Source organism: Mycobacterium sp. 3519A (genome assembly GCF_900240945.1).
GTDB lineage: Bacteria > Actinomycetota > Actinomycetes > Mycobacteriales > Mycobacteriaceae > Mycobacterium.
The window spans coordinates 372787-388642 of record NZ_OESG01000013.1; the positions used below are offsets into that span (position 1 = coordinate 372787).

Genomic DNA, 15856 nt, shown 5'->3' on the forward strand with positions numbered 1-15856 from the left:
CCCCGCGCCGCCGAATCTAGAACAGCGCCAGCTGCCGGTCCTGCCCGAACTTCACCGGAACGGGCCGCTGCCGCACCCGCACCGGCCACCAGAACCACCGCCCCAGCAGTGCGGCGATCGACGGCGTCATGAACGACCGCACAATCAGCGTGTCGAACAGCAGACCCAACGCGATCGTCGTTCCGATCTGCCCCAGCACCCGCAGGTCGCTGAAGATGAACGACGCCATCGTGAACGCGAACACCAACCCCGCCGCCGTCACTACCGAACCACTGCCCGCCATCGACCGGATGATGCCCGTGTTGATCCCGGCGTGGATCTCCTCTTTGAACCTTGACACCAACAACAGGTTGTAATCCGAGCCCACCGCCAACAGCAGGATCACCGCCAACGGCAGGATCACCCAATACAAGTCGACACCCAACAGGTGCTGCCACACCAACACCGACACACCGAACGACGCACCCAGCGACAGCGCCACCGTGCCGACGATCACCAACGCCGCCACCAGGCTTCGGGTGATGAACAACATGATCAGCAGGATCAAACTCAGCGACGCGATGCCGGCGATCATCAGGTCGTAGTGCGCCATCTCGGCGATGTCCTTGTACGTCGAGGCCGTACCGCCGATATAGATCTTCGACCCCGCCAACGGCGTCCCCTTCACCGCCTCAGCCGCCGCATGTCGAATCCCATCGATATGCGAAATGCCTTCCGGCGTCGCCGGATCCACATCGTGAGTGATGATCATCCGCGCCGCCTTACCATCCGGCGACAAGAACAGCTTCAGCCCGCGCAGGAACTCCGGGTTACTGAACGCCTCTGGCGGCAGATAGAACGAATCATCGGTCTTCGACGCGTTGTACGCCGCCCCCAACTGCGTCGAGTTCTCCAGCGCCTTGGCCGTCTGGTCGTAGATTCCCGACGTCGTCGCATGATTCGTCATCGTCAGGTCGCGGTTGGTCTCCTGGTTGGCGATCTGCGGCGGAATCAACGCCAGCAACTTCGGCTGCAAGTCGTCGAGTTTGGCGATACTGCCCGAGACATTGGCCAGCTGATCGGTCAACTCGTTGATGCCGTCGAGCGCGTCGAACAACGACCGCAGCGCCCAACACGCGGGGATGTCGAAACAGTGCGGCTCCCAATAGAAGTAGTTGCGCAGCGGCCGGAAGAAGTCGTCGAAGTTGGCGATCTTGTCGCGCAGATTTTGCGCAGTGGCCACCGTGTCGGCGAACGCCTGACTCTGCTCGTGGGTGATCGCGCTGGACTGCTGCTGCAACGCATACTGCTGACGCAACACGTCGATGGAGTCGTTGATGACCTGAACCTGCCGCACCAGATCCGACGCCCGATCCTGTTGGAACGGCAGGTTGTTGATCTGCGCGGCGCTGTTGGCGCTGAGCTGGAACGGAATCGAGGTGTTGTCCAGCGGCGTGCCCAACGGTCGGGTGATCGACTGCACCTGCGCGATGCCATCGGTGTGGAACACCGCCTTGGCCACCCGCTCCAACAGGATCATGTCGGTCGGATTGCGCAGATCGTGGTCGGCCTCGATCATCAACAATTCAGGATTCAACCGCGCCTTCGAGAAATGCCGCTCCGCCGCCGCATACCCCACATTCGACGGCGCACTGGCCGGCATGTACGGGCCGACGTCGTAACTGACCTTGTAGCCCGACAACGCAGCCAACCCGACGAACGCCAACGCCAACGTCGCGATCAGGATCGGCCCCGGCCACCGCACGATCGCCGTCCCGATCCGCCGCCAACCCCGTTTGGCCGTCTTGCGTTTCGGCTCCAACAGTCCGAAGCGGCTGCCGATCACCAACACCGCCGGCGCCAACGACAGCGACGCCACCAACGCCACCAGGACACCGATCGCCGCCGGGATGCCCAGGCTCTGGAAGTACGGCAACCGGGTGAAGTACAAACATGCCACCGCACCCGCGATCGTCAACCCCGACCCGAGAATCACGTGCGACGTTCCGCGATACATGTCGTAGAACGAGGCCTCCCTGTCGAGGCCGTCGTTGCGTCTCTCTTGATAACGGCCGAGCAGGAAGATGACATAGTCGGTGCCCGCCGCGATCACCAGCAACGTTAGGATGTTCGTCGAATACGTCGACAGCCCAATGAGTCCCACGTTCGCCAGAAACGAGACGATCCCGCGCGCCGCGGACATCTCGACCAGCACCGTGAGCAGCGCCAGGATCATCGTCACCGGGGAGCGGTAGACGATCAGCAGCATCACCGCGATCACCGCGACGGTCAGGATCGTGACGAAGGTGGTGCTCTCGTTGCCCACTTCGAATTGGTCGGCGATCTGTGCCGCCGAGCCCGCGACGTAGGCGTGAATGCCCGGTGGGGCAGGGGTTTTGGCGATGATCTGGCGCAGCGCGTCCACCGACTCCAGCGACAACGCCTCACCCTGATTGCCAGCCAAAAACACCTGCACGTAGGCGGCTTTACCGTCCGGGCTCTGCGAACCCGCCGCAGTCAGCGGATCACCCCAGAAGTCCTGCACATGCTGAACGTGTTTGGTGTCTTCGTTGAACCGCTTGACCAACTCGTCGTAGTAGCGGTGCGCCTCGGCCCCCAACGGCTGGTCACCCTCGAGCACCACCATCGCCGCACTGTCGGAGTCGAACTCACCGAACACCTTGCCGATCCGCTGAAACGCCTGCAGCGACGGCGAACTCGGCGAACTGAGCGCCACGTTGTGCTCTTCGCCGACCTTCTCCAGCTGCGGCACGAACACGTTCGTGATCGCCGCGATCGCCAGCCAGAACAACACGATCGGCACACACAACCGGCGCACCCACTTGGCCACCCGATTCGTGGCCGTCGCGCGCTCGGCCAGATGTTGGCTCATCCGGACTTGTCCAAGCAATAGGTGAAGGCGTTCAACGCGTTGACCGTTCTCTCGTCCTTGACGACGTCGTCAATCTTGATCCGGCAGCCCAACGAGTCACTGTCGCCCTGGGCGGAGACGTTGACGAACACCGCCGGCTGGGTGGTGGTCGTGTCATAGGCCCACGGCAGCGTCGCATTGTCGACGCGCTGCGGTTGGGCGTTGACATCGGTATACGTGATGGTCGCGACCGCGCCCGGCGGACCGAACACCTCCATCACCACATGCTTGGGGTTGAACGGGTGAATCTCATTGGCCGCCCCGCTCGGGGTAGAGGTGACGTCCTTCGAGCCGAAAATCCCGTTCAGCCTGTACACCGCGAATCCCGCTATCGCGACGACCAGCACCGCCACCAGGATCATCCAATGCCGCAGCAGTCGGCTTCCGATCGAAACCCGCGGCATCCGTGACCCTTTCAGGCGTTATGGCACGTCGACGAACGGTGGATCATCGCTTGATGGATATCAACTTGGTTGACAGTACGGTACGGGACCGGACCGCACAACCCGTCCATCACGCGTTGTGACGACTGAGACTGGGGATCAGCACGTTGTCGACGAGCTCGGCCATGGTGCGGGCCGTTGCCTGCCGCCCGGTCAGCACCGACCGGTAGATGAGGTAGCCGGGCAATACGTCCCACAGGTCCTCGGTGATGGCCGACGCGACGATCTCACCGCGCTCGACGGCTCGCTGCAGCACGTCGCCCACGAGCGCTTGCTTCTGAGCGAGAAATTGCTCCTGCATCACCGTTTCGAGGTCGGGGTTGCGGGAGACCTCGACGAGCACCGCGCGGATAGTGCCTGCGTGGGTGCTGACGTGCGCGAGGATCTGCTCGCCCAGTGACAGCAGGTCGCCGCGCAGGGTGCCGGTATCCGGATCGACCGCGACCTGCCGAGTGCCCTCGATGAATGCCGCCAGCACCAACTCGGCCTTCGTCGGCCATCGCCGGTACAGCGTGGCCTTGCTGGCATGCGCCCTGGTGGCCACCGCCTCGAGGGCCAACCGGTCATAACCGTGTTCCTGCAGTAGCTCGAGCGTCACCCTGAGCAGCTCGGCTTCCCGTGGCGACCACGGGCAGTCCGGGTCGACCACCTTCATGGCATGAGTATGGGCCACGTTTCTGATCGGCGAGCAGAGTGCTCGCATTGTGAAGGAACTAGGCGACCTTGGTGACGTGGGCCGCCGATGCCCCGATGGTCGCCTCACCGTCTCCGATCATCGTGTGCAGCAACGCTTTCTGTTCGCGCTCACCACGCAGCGCTGCACGGTCCACACCGCCGGGCCGCACCAGCGCAGCCACGCTGCGCACCAAGTTGACCGGAAGTTTCAGCATCGGATACCACGGCGGAATGTACGCAGGCAGCCCCAACGCGCGCATCGCCCGCGGACCGAGGAACCCGCTCGTCACCGAAAGATGCTGCGCCCGAGCCAGACGACGGCGCAGCCCCGCCACGCTGCGGTAGTGCCATTGCATCGGATCCTCGGCCATCGGCATCGCCAACTGTTTCGTCGATTCGTCGGGCTCCGACAGCGCGGCCACCGTGTGATACAGCACCCGAATCCCGTCGCGGAAGTCGCGCGGCAGCCACTCGTCGTGCACACCGATCAGCCATCCGACGTACCGCGTCAAATGCGCGATGCCCTCATACTCCCTGGGGGACAACACAAGTCCCATGCCCAGCCCGCCGGTCGGGGGAGCGATCAACGCGCCGACGAGGGTGGCGGCCATATCGGTCTGGTTGATCGGCACACCCCACTCGTCGCCGCGCCAGTCGGGCATCGCGCTGACATGCCTGCGGACGAACGCGTGGATCAGCCGCACCCGGATCGTGGACCGATAGCCCACACCCTGCGGCGCCATCCCGTTCTCGGCGATGACGTCCATCGCCCACTGCATCGTCTCGGCGAACCGCTTGTTGGACCCCTTCTCCAGTGCGCCGGTGCGAATCAGCGTCCTGTTGAAACCGGAGAACTGATAGCCGCCGAGCAACGACACGTCGCGCGCGACGTACATGCCGTCGGCGCCGCCGCGACGCATCGCGCGCTGACCCAGCCGAATCAGCTTCCAGTCCACCCAGTCCGGCACCGTCTCAACGGCGGTGAAGAACTCACGCAGCGGCTCCGGCGCCTCGGGCACGGCCGCGATGCCGTACGTCAGGGCGCGATCGAACAGTGCACGGGTCTGCTCCATGCCTGCCGACGACATCCACTCCACCAGGCGGTCCATCGGCGCGTCGCCGACGGTCAGATGCTCGCCGAGCTTCCGCCACCGCTCGGCCGTCGGCTCGCGCACCCCGAGCACGGTCGCGAAGAGGCGGACCGCGGCGGGCACCGGACCCGGTGCGGCCGGATGGCGAGCCGGAACGGGCTGGTTCATCGACACTCTCCAGTTCTGATAACAAGCGTTGTCCAAATGTAGGACGCGAGTAGTGTCGCGTCAATGAAACGCGCAGAGGTGGTGCGCGACTACGGCGGCATCAGCGCGGACGACCGCCGCACCGAACGGCGCGAAAAGCTGCTGACCGCCGCGCGGCAGATCTGGGGCGCATCCGGCGTCACCGAGGTCACGGTCCGCGGCGTCTGCAGCGCCGCGGGACTGACCAGCCGGTACTTCTACGAGCAGTTCGACAATCGGGAGGCGTTGCTGTTCGCCGTCGCCGACGAGGTGCGCGACGAGTTACTGGCCGCGCTGGTCGAGGCGGGCGTCGGCCATCCCGGCTCGCTCAACGACAAACTGCGGCCCGCGTTTTCGGCGTTCCTCCAGATCATCGCCGCGAACCCGGACGTGCACCGCATCGCGACCCGCGACGTCAGCAGCGTGCCGGGACTCGCCGAACACCGCGCACACATACTCGACCTCATCACCGAGTTGATCATCGAGCACGCGCCCGATGTCCTTGGCGAGGAGACGCCGAGTCCGGTGGCGCTGCGTCGCGGCGCGCTGTTCATGGTCGGCGGCGTGAACCACCTCATCGAGACCTGGCTCGACGATCCGGTGGAGACTCCGGCCGAACTCGCGGCCATCTGCGCGGACCTGTGCGTCGCGGTGGTCAACGGCATCGGCTAACCGAGGCCAAGTGCCGCCGCGGCGTCAGTACGGCCGGATTTCGAACTTTCGACCGCGAACGCTATGGCGGTTGTCGCGAGGTCGCTGGTGACGGCGAGGTCGAGTCCGGTCAGCGACGTGAAGGCAGCCAGCCGTTTGCGAACGGTGTTGCGGTGTCGAAAGGTTCGCGCGGCGATATCCGCGATCGTCCCGCCGTGCGCGACCAGATCACCCACAGTTTCGAGGATGCCGTTGCGTTCGTGTGTGGTGAGGTTGTCGAGCGGCCGGAACACCGCGGCGTGAAGTGCTTCCGACAGTTCGGCATTGGCGGCGGTGACGGCGTGCAACCAATTGTCCCGCACGCGACGGACTCCGGGGTCCGACCGCCCGCCGACCACCATTCGTGCCAGTCGGATGGCCCTCGGTACGGCGGACAGGCCGTCGGCTTCGATGACCGAACACGTGTGTTCCTTCAGGGGTGCGAGATCGGTGGTGACGTCGATGTGCCGGCTGGGCACGTGGACGATGCCGCGAAGCTCCTGCGCGAACCAGTTGAAGTAGTAGTCGTAGCCGGCGGCGTCCAGGCGGGTCACGCATTCCGCCACCAATTCCGGTCGCGGGCTTGGGAAAGCGCCGACGAGGCACACGTAGTGACCGGTGGCGGGCAGCCCGAGCATGCGCGCGGCGTTGTCGACGGTGGGCTGGTTGTGATCGCCCTCGAGCAGCAACTGTTCGAACGCCGCCGAACGGATCTCCTCCCGGCTGCCCTGCGCGACTTGGTAACCGTGCACGACTTCCTCGGTGCTGGCCTCGATCGACTCCCACACCATCAACGACGAACGCTCGAGGAAGTCGGCCCGGGTATCGACGCCGAGCGCACGGCCTTCGGCGATCAACGCCTCCCAGAGTGTCTTGAGGTCAATGCGGAAGGCGTGTAGCACGCTCGACAGCGGAACGTTCTGATGCGCCCTGATGTGGCCGACGTCGAGCGCCGCGGTCTTCACATCGTCCGGGATGTCGTCGCCGACGAGGCGGGCCAGCGCGAGACGCATTGTGCGGTCCATCTGGTAACGCAGATCGTCCTCGCTGACGACACCCGCGGAGTACACCGGTTCGTCGTTGATGGTCTGTTCCACCGCGCTGTCGATGATCTGCGGGAGTCGGATGTTGAGCAAGCGGCGTGCGGCCGCCCGGATCAACAGGGTTGTCTGGTCGGAGTCAGCCATCTGCGCTCCTCTCGATTCGAGATGCGCTCCTCACACGGGAGCAACTCGCCAGAAACAATAGCCGCCCGACCGGACGCAAAATGTGCAAAGTGCACTTGATCCGGTCGAATCGTGCGCCATCACGCGCATTGACGTGGGCATTCTGCCGCCATTGAATGTGCTGTACGACACGTTGAAAACGCAACCGATGCGTCGTCCCGGAAAGGAGAACGATGTCGAAGCCGTCCGTCGAGTCCGCGGATACGGACGAGTTGGCGCGGGCGGTTGTCTCTGCCCGCCTGGCCGACGGCTATGGACTCGTGGGCGCCGACCTGACGTTTCTGGGCGGCGAGTTGGACCGCAATTACCGGGTCTCGACAGGCGGCGGGCGGACCTTCCTCGCCAAGCTGCGCACGAAAGCGGATCGCGGCGGTCAGTTGCAGTGGCAGAAGGAGATCCTGCTGCACATCGCCGATCGACAGCTCGACTTCGCAGTACCGACCTTGGTCCCCACCATCGACGGTGACCTGGGCGTCAGCCTCGACGTCGGTGCTGAACGCTGGCTGCTCACCCTGCTCAATTGGGTCCCTGGAACCGACATGGTGCGCGTCGAGAACCACTCCGAGGGGCTGCTCGTCGACATCGGGGCAACCGCCGCGCGGGTGACCAAGGCGCTCAACGGGTTTCAATCCGACACCCTCCATGACACCCACCACTGGGATGTGACGCGTTCCGCCGAGGTGATCGAGGAGTGCCTCGCGCTGGATCCGACGCTTGACGACAATCCGGACATTTCCACGGCTCTCGGCTGGTTCAGAGAGGTCGAGCCGCTTCTCGACTCGCTGCCCATGGCCATGGTGCACAACGACCTCAATGACAACAACGTCCTCGTCGAGGACGTCGACGGAGTCCAGAGAGTCGCGGGCGTACTGGATTTCAACGACGCCCTGTACACCGTGCGGGTCGCCGAACCGGCGATCGCCGGCGCCTACGCGATGCTTCGCAAAGACGATCCCCTCGCAGCGATGGGGTTGGTCATCGCCGGCTACCACCACGTCACACCGCTGCTCGATGCCGAACTGGCGGTGGCCTATCCGCTGGCGGCGGCGCGGTTGTGCGTTCAGGCGCTGACGTGGGCGGTTCGCGGAAAGTCCAATCCGACCGAATACGGTGCGATGCGGGTGCGTCACACCCTGCCCGCCCTGCACCGCGTTCTGCAGGTCGACCCACCATCGGCGGCGGCGCACCTCCGGGAAATGTGCGGCCTGCGTCCCACCCGACTGAATGGATCCTGAGGCTGGTCATGGCGCATATCGAAATACGCAATGTCAGTAAGAGATTCGGCGCGACCGCCGCGTTGTCGGATGTCTCGATGTCCGTGGAAGCGGGCCAGGTGCACGGGCTGCTCGGGGAGAACGGTGCGGGTAAGTCGACCCTGATGAAGGTGCTTTCCGGCGTGGTGAAACCCGACGCGGGGGACGTGCACATCGGCGGCAAACCCTTACACCTGGGTTCCCCGCGAGACTCCCGTGAGATCGGTCTGGCGATGGCTTACCAAGAGCTGTCCGCCCCGCCGAACATCACGGTTGCCACCAAGCTGTGCCTGCCGAACCTGCCGACCCGCTTCGGATTCGCGGTATCGCAACGAGCGTTGCTCGAGAAGGCGCGCGCGCGGCTGCGTGAATGGGAGGCCGACGACCTCGACCCGCACGCGGTGATCGGCGAACTCAGCCTGGCCGCTCGCCAACAGGTGGAAATCGTTGCGGCGCTGTCGAGCTCGCCGTCGTTGCTGGTGCTCGACGAGCCGACGGCGGCACTGCCCGACCCCAGCTGGCTGTTCCGGCAGCTCAACCGCGTCACGGCATCGGGTGCCGCGGTCATCTACATCAGCCACAAGCTCAACGAGATCAACGCGATCTGCGACACCGGCACGGTACTGCGCAACGGGAAGACGGTGGCAAGCTTCACCCGAGGCGAACTATCCGAGGACGAGCTGGTCGAATTGATGATCGGTCGCTCGTTCAACCACGCCTTTCCCGCCAAGCCCGACGAAAAGAGCTTCGGTGACGTGGTTTTGGACGTCCGCGAACTGTCGGCGGGCACCAAGCTGACCGGGGTGTCGCTGCAGGTGCGGGCCGGTGAGATCGTCGGCGTGGCCGGCCTCGAGGGCCAGGGTCAACGGGAGCTGTTCTACGCGTTGGCTGGCGAGCTGCGCCCGCACGCGGGCACGCTGGCTGTTGCGGACAAGTCGGGATCCGTCGATTTCGCTCTGGTTCCTGAGGAGCGCAAGAGTGAGGCGCTGTTTCTTCAGATGCGCGCCGACTTCAACCTGACGCTGCCCCTCACGTCGCGGTTCGCGCGGGGATCGGTGGTGTCGCGACGACGAGAGCGCCAGCTCAGCGCAGAGGTGGCGGCCGACGTCAACCTCGCACCGAAGATGCTCAAGCAGCGCATCGCCGACCTGTCGGGAGGCAACCAGCAGAAGGTGGTGTTCGGTCGGGCCGTTGCTCAATCACCCCGATGCCTGCTGCTGTTCGACCCGACCCGCGGCGTCGACGCGGCGACGAAGTTGGAAATCTACAAGTTGGCACGGGAATTCGCGGCCAAGGGGCACGCGGTGCTGGTGTACTCGACCGAGATTCCTGAACTCGTCGGATTGTGCGACCGCGTCTGTTCGCTCTACGACGGCCGGATCGTCGCCGAACACACCGCAGACGAACTCATCGAGAGTTCGGTGATGCGCAGCGTACTGGGCCGCAACGCGGAGGTCGTCCGATGAGCATGATCGAATCCCTGACCCGCCGCAGCGTCGGCACCAACCGGGAAACCCGCATCGCCGCCATCGTGTTCATCGCGTGTTACGGATCGGTGCTGTTCGTGACGCCGTTCGAACGGAACAGCTACGCCTTCAACAACTTCGTCGTGTTGATGACCCCGCTGGCGATCGCCGCGGTCGGCACGACCCTGGTACTCATCACGGGCGGATTCGACCTGTCGGTCGCGGGCACCATCAGCCTCTCGAACGTCGTCGCTGCCACCACGATGGCGAAGTATCCGGATGCGACTTGGCTGATCGTGCTGGTGGTCATCGCGGTCGGCTTGCTCGTCGGATTGGTGAACGGTCTGCTCGTCGTCCGGGCTGGTTTGCAGTCGTTGGCAGTGACTCTCGGCACGTTCATCATCCTGACGGGCGTCGCACTGGTCGTGCTCCCGGCGCCGGGCGGCGAGGTTCCCGAGTCCTTCGCACTGGCACTGACGGATCCCCTCGGCCCGGTGCCGGTCGCGCTGATCGTGCTGGCCCTGCTCGCCGGGGCGTGCTGGGCGTTCAGCACCTCGTCGATCGGGGTGGCGGCCTACGCCGTCGGCGCCGATCGGCAGGCGGCACTGATGTCGGGTATTCGAGTCGGGACGGTGGAGATCATCTGCTACACCCTCGCCGGCGGACTCTATGCGGCGGCGGGCATCTACCTGACCGCCATCACCGCCTCGGGAGATCCCAACGCCGGACGGCCTTTCCTGCTGACATGCTTTGCGGCGATGGCCCTGGGTTTGGTCGGTTTCCGGGGAGGTTCGGGCAGCGCGGTGGCCACCATCCTGGGGGCCGGCAGCCTGGTGGCGCTGCCCAAGCTGCTCTTCGCAGCGGGCATCGAGGACTTCTGGTCGGGCGCGTTGCAGGGCACCGTCATCCTCATCGCGCTCGCGATCCCGGTGATCACCATGCGGCTCGCGGCGCGACCACGATCCGCCGTCCAGGAAGGGGTGGCACGATGACCTCAGGAATCACCGAACCGACGGTGGATGCGACCCGACAGATCGGACCGCAGCCCGCGACGACCAGCTCGCGTCGGGACTGGTTGCGCAACCAGGCACTCATCGTCTGGATACTGCTGCTGTTGTGTATCCCGTTGTCCCGCTTGGTAAGCGAGAGCTTCCCGTCGGTGTCCCTGGTTGTCAACGTGCTGATCCTGGGACTCTTCCTTGCCGTGATCGCCTTCGGGCAGGGGCTGGTCGTGCTGACCGGCGGCATCGATCTGTCGGTCGCCTCCGCAGTTGCTCTCGGTGCCTATCTCACCGGATCCTTGTGGGCGGCAGGTCTTCCCACCGTGCTGGCGGTTGTGATCGCGGTGGTCGCATGCACTGCGGTGGGAGCCATCAACGGTCTGGTGATCAGCCGGTTCGGGTTCCCCCCGTTCATCGTCACCCTCGCTGTGGGCACCATTCTCGCGTCGGTACTCCTGGGCGTGGCCCGCGGTGCCCCCGCGCAGCGGTCTCCGGAGGGGCTAGCCGCGTTGTTCCGTCAGGAGACCACGCTGATCGGTGTGCCGGTGGCGATCTGGCTGTTCCTCGTGATGGCGGCGCTGGGCCTTGTCGTACAGCACAAGACGACGTTGGGCCTTCGCGCTTATGCATTGGGCAACAGCGTCGCCGCGGCCAGGAACGCACGGGTCGACGTCGCGCGGGTGACCGTAGCGGTGTACGGAGTCGCCGGCGCCGCATACGGGCTGGCGGGAGTGATGCTGCTCGGCTACTCGTCGGGTGCCGACCTGAATGTCGGTGAGCCCTGGCTGCTTCCCAGCATCGCCGCCGTCGTCGTCGGCGGTGCGTCGATCCGCGGCGGGTCCGGCACCTACAGCGGCACGTTGGCTGGAGCGCTGCTACTGACGCTGGTAGGTATCGACATCAGTGCCACCGGCCTGGCCGAGGGCTACAAACAAATCGTCTACGGCGCCGTGATCCTCATCGCCCTGCTGGGATCGCGCCTGGCGGGCAGGCGGAGTTGAGATGACCAGATTACGACGTGCCACCGTGTTGGCCGCAACGCTGCTCGCGGCAGCCGTACTCGCGATGAGCGGCTGCGCCGACCCCGACGCGGGCAGAGACAAGATCTTTCTCGACCTGAGCTACAGCGGCAACAACTGGCAGGACGAGGCCGCCAACCTGGCGCTCGCCGTGGCGAACTCCCCGGAGTACACCGGTAAATACGTTGTCAGAAAACAGATCTCGGGTACTGATATCCAGAAGCAGATCTCGGATCTGCAGTCGATGATCGCCGCCAAGGCAAAACTGGTCGTGCTCTATCCGCTGTCACCCACCGCCTTGAACCCGACGATCCGGCAGGGCTGCGAACGGGGCGTCACGTTCATCGCCTACGACTCCACGGTCCGCGAACCCTGTGCCTACAACGTCGCCTTCATCACCGGTGCGCGCGTCGATGATCCCCGCGACGCCTTCTTCGGCGCACAGACCGCAGAAGCGCTTGCACAGATGCTTGGCGGCAAAGGCAGGATCTTCATGAACCGAGGCGTCCCGGGAACTGCGACCGATCAGGTCCACTACGACACCGCCAAGGCGGTGTTCGACCGGTATCCCGGCATCACGGTCGTCGCCGAGTATTACGGCAAGTGGGATTCGGCGGTCAGCCAGCAGGAGACCGCCAAAGCGCTGGCGGCGCACCCCGACGTCAACGGAATCTGGTCGCAGGACGGCGAAGTCGGGGTGGTCAAGGCGCTTCAGGCGGCCGGTAAGAAGATCCCCGTGACGGGAGAGAACGGCAACTATTTCCGCAAGATGCTGAGCCAAGGCTGGCCGGGCATCTCCTCGGGTTCGCCACCGGCACAGGCAGGCGTCGCAATGCGCATCGGGCTGCGCATCCTGGAGCAGGGACCCGACTCGGTGCCGCACAACGTCGAGATGCCGCTACCGTGGGTCACCACCCAGACCGCAAAGCCATGTCCCGGCAATGAATTCGTCGGGGGGTGCAACTTCTTCCCGAACGAGTCCGACACCTTCGTCACGGAGATCTTCCAGAAGGACCTGTTACCGCAAAGCTCGCTGGCCGCCGCCAAGACCGGCCAGCCGATGGAAGGCCTGAGCCCCCTCGGTGACGTTTCTGCATTCGCGCAACCGGAATGGCGAAGGGTCTACACCCGGGGACACTGTGACAGTGGATGGAGGGACGGCGACGTCGAAGGCGTGCAGAACCCGTCCGGACTTCCCGGTTGCGTCGAAGACCGGCAGTGACCGCACCAAAATGAGCGGAGAGGACACCACGGTGACCAATCGAATCGACATCAACGCCGACATCGCCGAGAGCTTCGGCAGGTGGAACCTGGGTGACGACAGCGCCCTGGTCAAGCTCGTCACGACGGTCAACGTCGCATGTGGTTGGCACGCGGGCGATCCCGCCACGATGCACAAATCGGTGGAGATGGCCGCCGAGGCGGGCGTGAACATCGGCGCGCATCCCGGATTTCCCGACCTACTGGGTTTCGGGCGGCGACCGATCGTCATCGACGACACCGACGCCGTCGATTACGTGCTGTACCAGGTCGGCGCGCTGATGGGAATCGCCAGTCGCTTCGGCGTCGAACTCAGCCACGTCAAACCGCACGGGTCGTTCTACGGTTCGATCGTCACCAATGCGCAGCGGGCCGTGGCGATCGGCGAAGCCCTGCAAGGCCTGCAGAAGGGAATCCCGATGCTGCTGGCCCCCGGCCCCGGTGCCGATGCCCTGCGCGCCGCCGGCTTGCCGGTCATCGCGGATAACGCGGCGGATCTCGACTTCGACGAGGACGGACGAAACATCATCGAGGCGCGACCGCAGCCGCGCGACCCCGAAGCGGTTGCCCAGCAAGCGCTTCGAATGGCCCGTGGCACCGTGTTGACGGTGTCCGGGCGTGAGGTCCCGATGGCGGTGCAAACCATCTGCGTTCACGGCGATCGGCCGAACTCCGTCGCAGTGGCCACCGAGATGAGGCGGGTGCTGGCCGACAACGACATCATGGTGCGATCGGTCTTCGAGGACGACCAGTGACCGAGTTGCCCGACGGATCCCGGTTGAGCTTCGGCGGTGAGGAATTCGTCTTCGTCGAGCTGACCGAGTACATGTCGTTGTCGGGGGCGCTGCGAATCCAGGCGATCACCGACGGGCTGGCCGAACTCGGTCTCGACGGCATCATCGACATCTGCCCCTCGAACGCAAGCTACATGCTGCGCGTCGACCCCGACCGATGCGACCCGCGCTCGTTGCACGAACCGATCACCGAACAGCACCGCCGCTTCGTCGACACCACCGACGTCGTATTGGACACCGAGATCCTCGAGGTGCCGATCTTCTACAACGACCCGTGGAGCACCGAGACCGCGATGCGGTTCAGGGACCGGCACCAGTCGCCCGAGGAGACTGACCTCGAATACATCAGCAGGATCAACGATTTCGGCTCGGTCGACGACTTCATTTCCGCGCACTCGGGAAATCCGTTCATCGTCACATTCATGTGCTTCGTACCCGGTAACGCCGAGTCGATGCAATTGGTGCCCGATGGCATGCAGTTGGAGGCGCCGAAGTATGTGCGGCCCCGAACCGACACTCCCGAACGCGCGCTCGGCCACGGTGGCGCCTTTGCGACCATCTATCCCGCCCGCGGCGCAGGGGGATACCAACTCCTCGGCCGCGCCGCGACGCCCGTTTTCGATCTGGCGCAGCAACTTCCCGATTTCGCAGACGATCCCGTACTCGCCAAGGCGGGGATGATCGTCAAGTACCGGCCCATCGACCACGACGAGTACGACGCGATCCGCAAGGACGTGCAGGGCGCGACCTACCGCTATCGGCGGGTACCGGTTGAATTCGGCCTTGCGGCGTTCTTCGACGACCCGTTGACATACAACAAATCTCTGCTCAGCGAGCTCAGTCATGCTTGACGTCGTCGAACCCGGCGTCCAGACCCTGGTGCAGGATCAGGGCCGTAACGGCTACTTCGCCATCGGCCTTCCCCCATCCGGTCCGATGGACTACTTCTCTCACCACGTCGCCAACGCGCTCGTCGGGAACGACCCGGCGGCAGCCACCCTGGAGTCGGTGTTCATCGGCCCGACACTGCATTTCCGCCGCGACACCGTCGTCGCCGTCACCGGCGCCGAGGTGAGGCTGACGCTTGACGGGGTGTCGATGCCGTCATGGACGACGCTGCCGGTGCGGGCCGGGCAGGTGCTGACCGTCGGGCCCGCGCTGAAGGGCCTTCGCAGCTATCTGGCCGTGCGTGGCGGCATCGGCACAGCGGTGGTCATGGGCAGTCGGTCGACGTATCTGCAGTCGGGGATCGGCGGAGTCGACGGGCGGGAGCTCCGCGCAGGCGATGTCCTGCCGTGCGCGGATCAGTTCGGACCCTATCCACGACTCGGCCATGTCGTCGACGAAGCGCTGCGCCCGTCTCTGGAAACCCACCAACAGATCCGGATTGTGTTGGGACTGTGCAGCTATCGGTTCACCGACGTCAGTATCGAGAAGATGTTGTCATCCGATTTCACCGTCGGCACCGAGGCCAACCGGGTCGGCTACCGGCTGACCGGGCCGCCGCTGGAATTCGTCGACCGGGAAGCGCCCTTCGGGGCCGGTGCCGACCCCAGCAACGTCGTCGATCTCGGCTATCCGATGGGGTCCATCCAAGTCCCCGGTGGCGAGGAGTTGATCTGTCTCCTGCGTGACGGTGTGACCGGTGGTGGCTACGCGACCATCGGAACCGTCATCGGGGTCGACATCGACTCGTTGGCGCAGCTGCAGGCACCCAACACTGTCCGGCTGGTCGACGTCGACATCGACAAGGCCGTCGCCGCCCGACGTGCGCGCGATTCGACGGTGGCAGGCATCTATCGGTCGGCGCAGCTGAGCTGACTGTGCGCGAAAAGCAAGGA

14 protein-coding genes are annotated in these 15856 nt (G+C 64.9%); 9 read left to right on the top strand and 5 right to left on the bottom strand.

Annotated features, from left to right (window positions below; all coding sequences use genetic code 11):
- Positions 1-16: 16 nt before the first annotated feature.
- The 4 genes from C1A30_RS09715 to C1A30_RS09730 form a co-directional block, all read right to left on the bottom strand.
- Complete coding sequence (locus C1A30_RS09715) at positions 17-2872, bottom strand: RND family transporter (RefSeq protein WP_101948048.1); 2856 nt, start codon at positions 2870-2872, stop codon at positions 17-19.
- Positions 2869-3315, bottom strand: a complete 447-nt coding sequence (locus C1A30_RS09720; RefSeq protein ID WP_101948049.1) for an MmpS family transport accessory protein — start codon at positions 3313-3315, stop codon at positions 2869-2871. The genes C1A30_RS09715 and C1A30_RS09720 overlap by 4 nt, the downstream gene beginning before the upstream one ends.
- A gap of 109 nt (positions 3316-3424) precedes the next feature.
- A complete protein-coding gene (locus C1A30_RS09725) occupies positions 3425-4009 on the bottom strand; it encodes a TetR/AcrR family transcriptional regulator (protein ID WP_101948050.1) in 585 nt (194 codons plus the stop codon).
- A gap of 58 nt (positions 4010-4067) precedes the next feature.
- Positions 4068-5288: an oxygenase MpaB family protein gene (locus C1A30_RS09730; RefSeq protein WP_101948051.1), complete on the bottom strand. Its 1221-nt coding sequence runs from the start codon at positions 5286-5288 to the stop codon at positions 4068-4070.
- A gap of 63 nt (positions 5289-5351) precedes the next feature.
- Here C1A30_RS09730 and C1A30_RS09735 point away from each other — a divergent pair, with 63 nt between their 5' ends.
- On the top strand, positions 5352-5978 hold the full coding sequence (locus C1A30_RS09735; protein ID WP_101948052.1) for a TetR/AcrR family transcriptional regulator: 627 nt from the start codon (positions 5352-5354) through the stop codon (positions 5976-5978).
- On the opposite strand, the gene C1A30_RS09740 is transcribed toward C1A30_RS09735, so the two are convergent.
- Positions 5975-7183, bottom strand: coding sequence for a helix-turn-helix domain-containing protein (locus C1A30_RS09740; RefSeq protein WP_101948053.1), 1209 nt, complete (start codon positions 7181-7183; stop codon positions 5975-5977). The two genes, C1A30_RS09735 and C1A30_RS09740, sit on opposite strands and share 4 nt — an antisense overlap.
- 212 nt (positions 7184-7395) lie before the next feature.
- Between C1A30_RS09740 and C1A30_RS09745 the strand changes: the two genes are divergently transcribed.
- Genes C1A30_RS09745 through C1A30_RS09780 form a run of 8 tightly spaced genes read left to right on the top strand, consistent with a single transcriptional unit; the run spans position 7396 to position 15836 of the window.
- Positions 7396-8457 (top strand): phosphotransferase, encoded by a 1062-nt coding sequence (locus C1A30_RS09745; RefSeq protein WP_101948054.1) that lies wholly within the window; start codon positions 7396-7398, stop codon positions 8455-8457.
- Between the two features lie 8 nt (positions 8458-8465).
- On the top strand, positions 8466-9941 hold the full coding sequence (locus C1A30_RS09750) for a sugar ABC transporter ATP-binding protein (protein WP_101948055.1): 1476 nt from the start codon (positions 8466-8468) through the stop codon (positions 9939-9941).
- Positions 9938-10933 carry an ABC transporter permease gene (locus C1A30_RS09755; RefSeq protein ID WP_235009801.1) on the top strand — a complete coding sequence of 332 codons (996 nt, stop codon included), beginning with the start codon at positions 9938-9940 and terminating at the stop codon, positions 10931-10933. Before C1A30_RS09750 ends, C1A30_RS09755 begins: the two co-directional genes overlap by 4 nt.
- On the top strand, positions 10930-11943 hold the full coding sequence (locus tag C1A30_RS09760; protein WP_101948056.1) for an ABC transporter permease: 1014 nt from the start codon (positions 10930-10932) through the stop codon (positions 11941-11943). Before C1A30_RS09755 ends, C1A30_RS09760 begins: the two co-directional genes overlap by 4 nt.
- Before the next feature lies 1 nt (position 11944).
- Entirely contained in the window at positions 11945-13183 is a 1239-nt protein-coding gene (locus tag C1A30_RS09765) for a sugar ABC transporter substrate-binding protein (RefSeq protein ID WP_101948057.1), read from the top strand.
- 31 nt (positions 13184-13214) lie between these two features.
- Positions 13215-13976 carry a LamB/YcsF family protein gene (locus tag C1A30_RS09770; protein ID WP_235009803.1) on the top strand — a complete coding sequence of 254 codons (762 nt, stop codon included), beginning with the start codon at positions 13215-13217 and terminating at the stop codon, positions 13974-13976.
- Entirely contained in the window at positions 13973-14866 is an 894-nt protein-coding gene (locus tag C1A30_RS09775) for an allophanate hydrolase subunit 1 (RefSeq protein WP_101948059.1), read from the top strand. The genes C1A30_RS09770 and C1A30_RS09775 overlap by 4 nt, the downstream gene beginning before the upstream one ends.
- Complete coding sequence (locus C1A30_RS09780; protein WP_101948060.1) at positions 14859-15836, top strand: biotin-dependent carboxyltransferase family protein; 978 nt, start codon at positions 14859-14861, stop codon at positions 15834-15836. The genes C1A30_RS09775 and C1A30_RS09780 overlap by 8 nt, the downstream gene beginning before the upstream one ends.
- Positions 15837-15856: the final 20 nt, after the last annotated feature.

Bases quoted from the DNA above. Each gene is read 5' to 3' on its own strand.
- C1A30_RS09715 (WP_101948048.1), bottom strand. From the start codon at position 2,872: ATGAGCCAACATCTGGCCGAGCGCGCGACGGCCACGAATCGGGTGGCC.
- C1A30_RS09720 (WP_101948049.1), bottom strand. From the start codon at position 3,315: ATGCCGCGGGTTTCGATCGGAAGCCGACTGCTGCGGCATTGGATGATC.
- C1A30_RS09725 (WP_101948050.1), bottom strand. From the start codon at position 4,009: ATGAAGGTGGTCGACCCGGACTGCCCGTGGTCGCCACGGGAAGCCGAG.
- C1A30_RS09730 (WP_101948051.1), bottom strand. From the start codon at position 5,288: ATGAACCAGCCCGTTCCGGCTCGCCATCCGGCCGCACCGGGTCCGGTG.
- C1A30_RS09735 (WP_101948052.1), top strand. From the start codon at position 5,352: ATGAAACGCGCAGAGGTGGTGCGCGACTACGGCGGCATCAGCGCGGAC.
- C1A30_RS09740 (WP_101948053.1), bottom strand. From the start codon at position 7,183: ATGGCTGACTCCGACCAGACAACCCTGTTGATCCGGGCGGCCGCACGC.
- C1A30_RS09745 (WP_101948054.1), top strand. From the start codon at position 7,396: ATGTCGAAGCCGTCCGTCGAGTCCGCGGATACGGACGAGTTGGCGCGG.
- C1A30_RS09750 (WP_101948055.1), top strand. From the start codon at position 8,466: ATGGCGCATATCGAAATACGCAATGTCAGTAAGAGATTCGGCGCGACC.
- C1A30_RS09755 (WP_235009801.1), top strand. From the start codon at position 9,938: ATGAGCATGATCGAATCCCTGACCCGCCGCAGCGTCGGCACCAACCGG.
- C1A30_RS09760 (WP_101948056.1), top strand. From the start codon at position 10,930: ATGACCTCAGGAATCACCGAACCGACGGTGGATGCGACCCGACAGATC.
- C1A30_RS09765 (WP_101948057.1), top strand. From the start codon at position 11,945: ATGACCAGATTACGACGTGCCACCGTGTTGGCCGCAACGCTGCTCGCG.
- C1A30_RS09780 (WP_101948060.1), top strand. From the start codon at position 14,859: ATGCTTGACGTCGTCGAACCCGGCGTCCAGACCCTGGTGCAGGATCAG.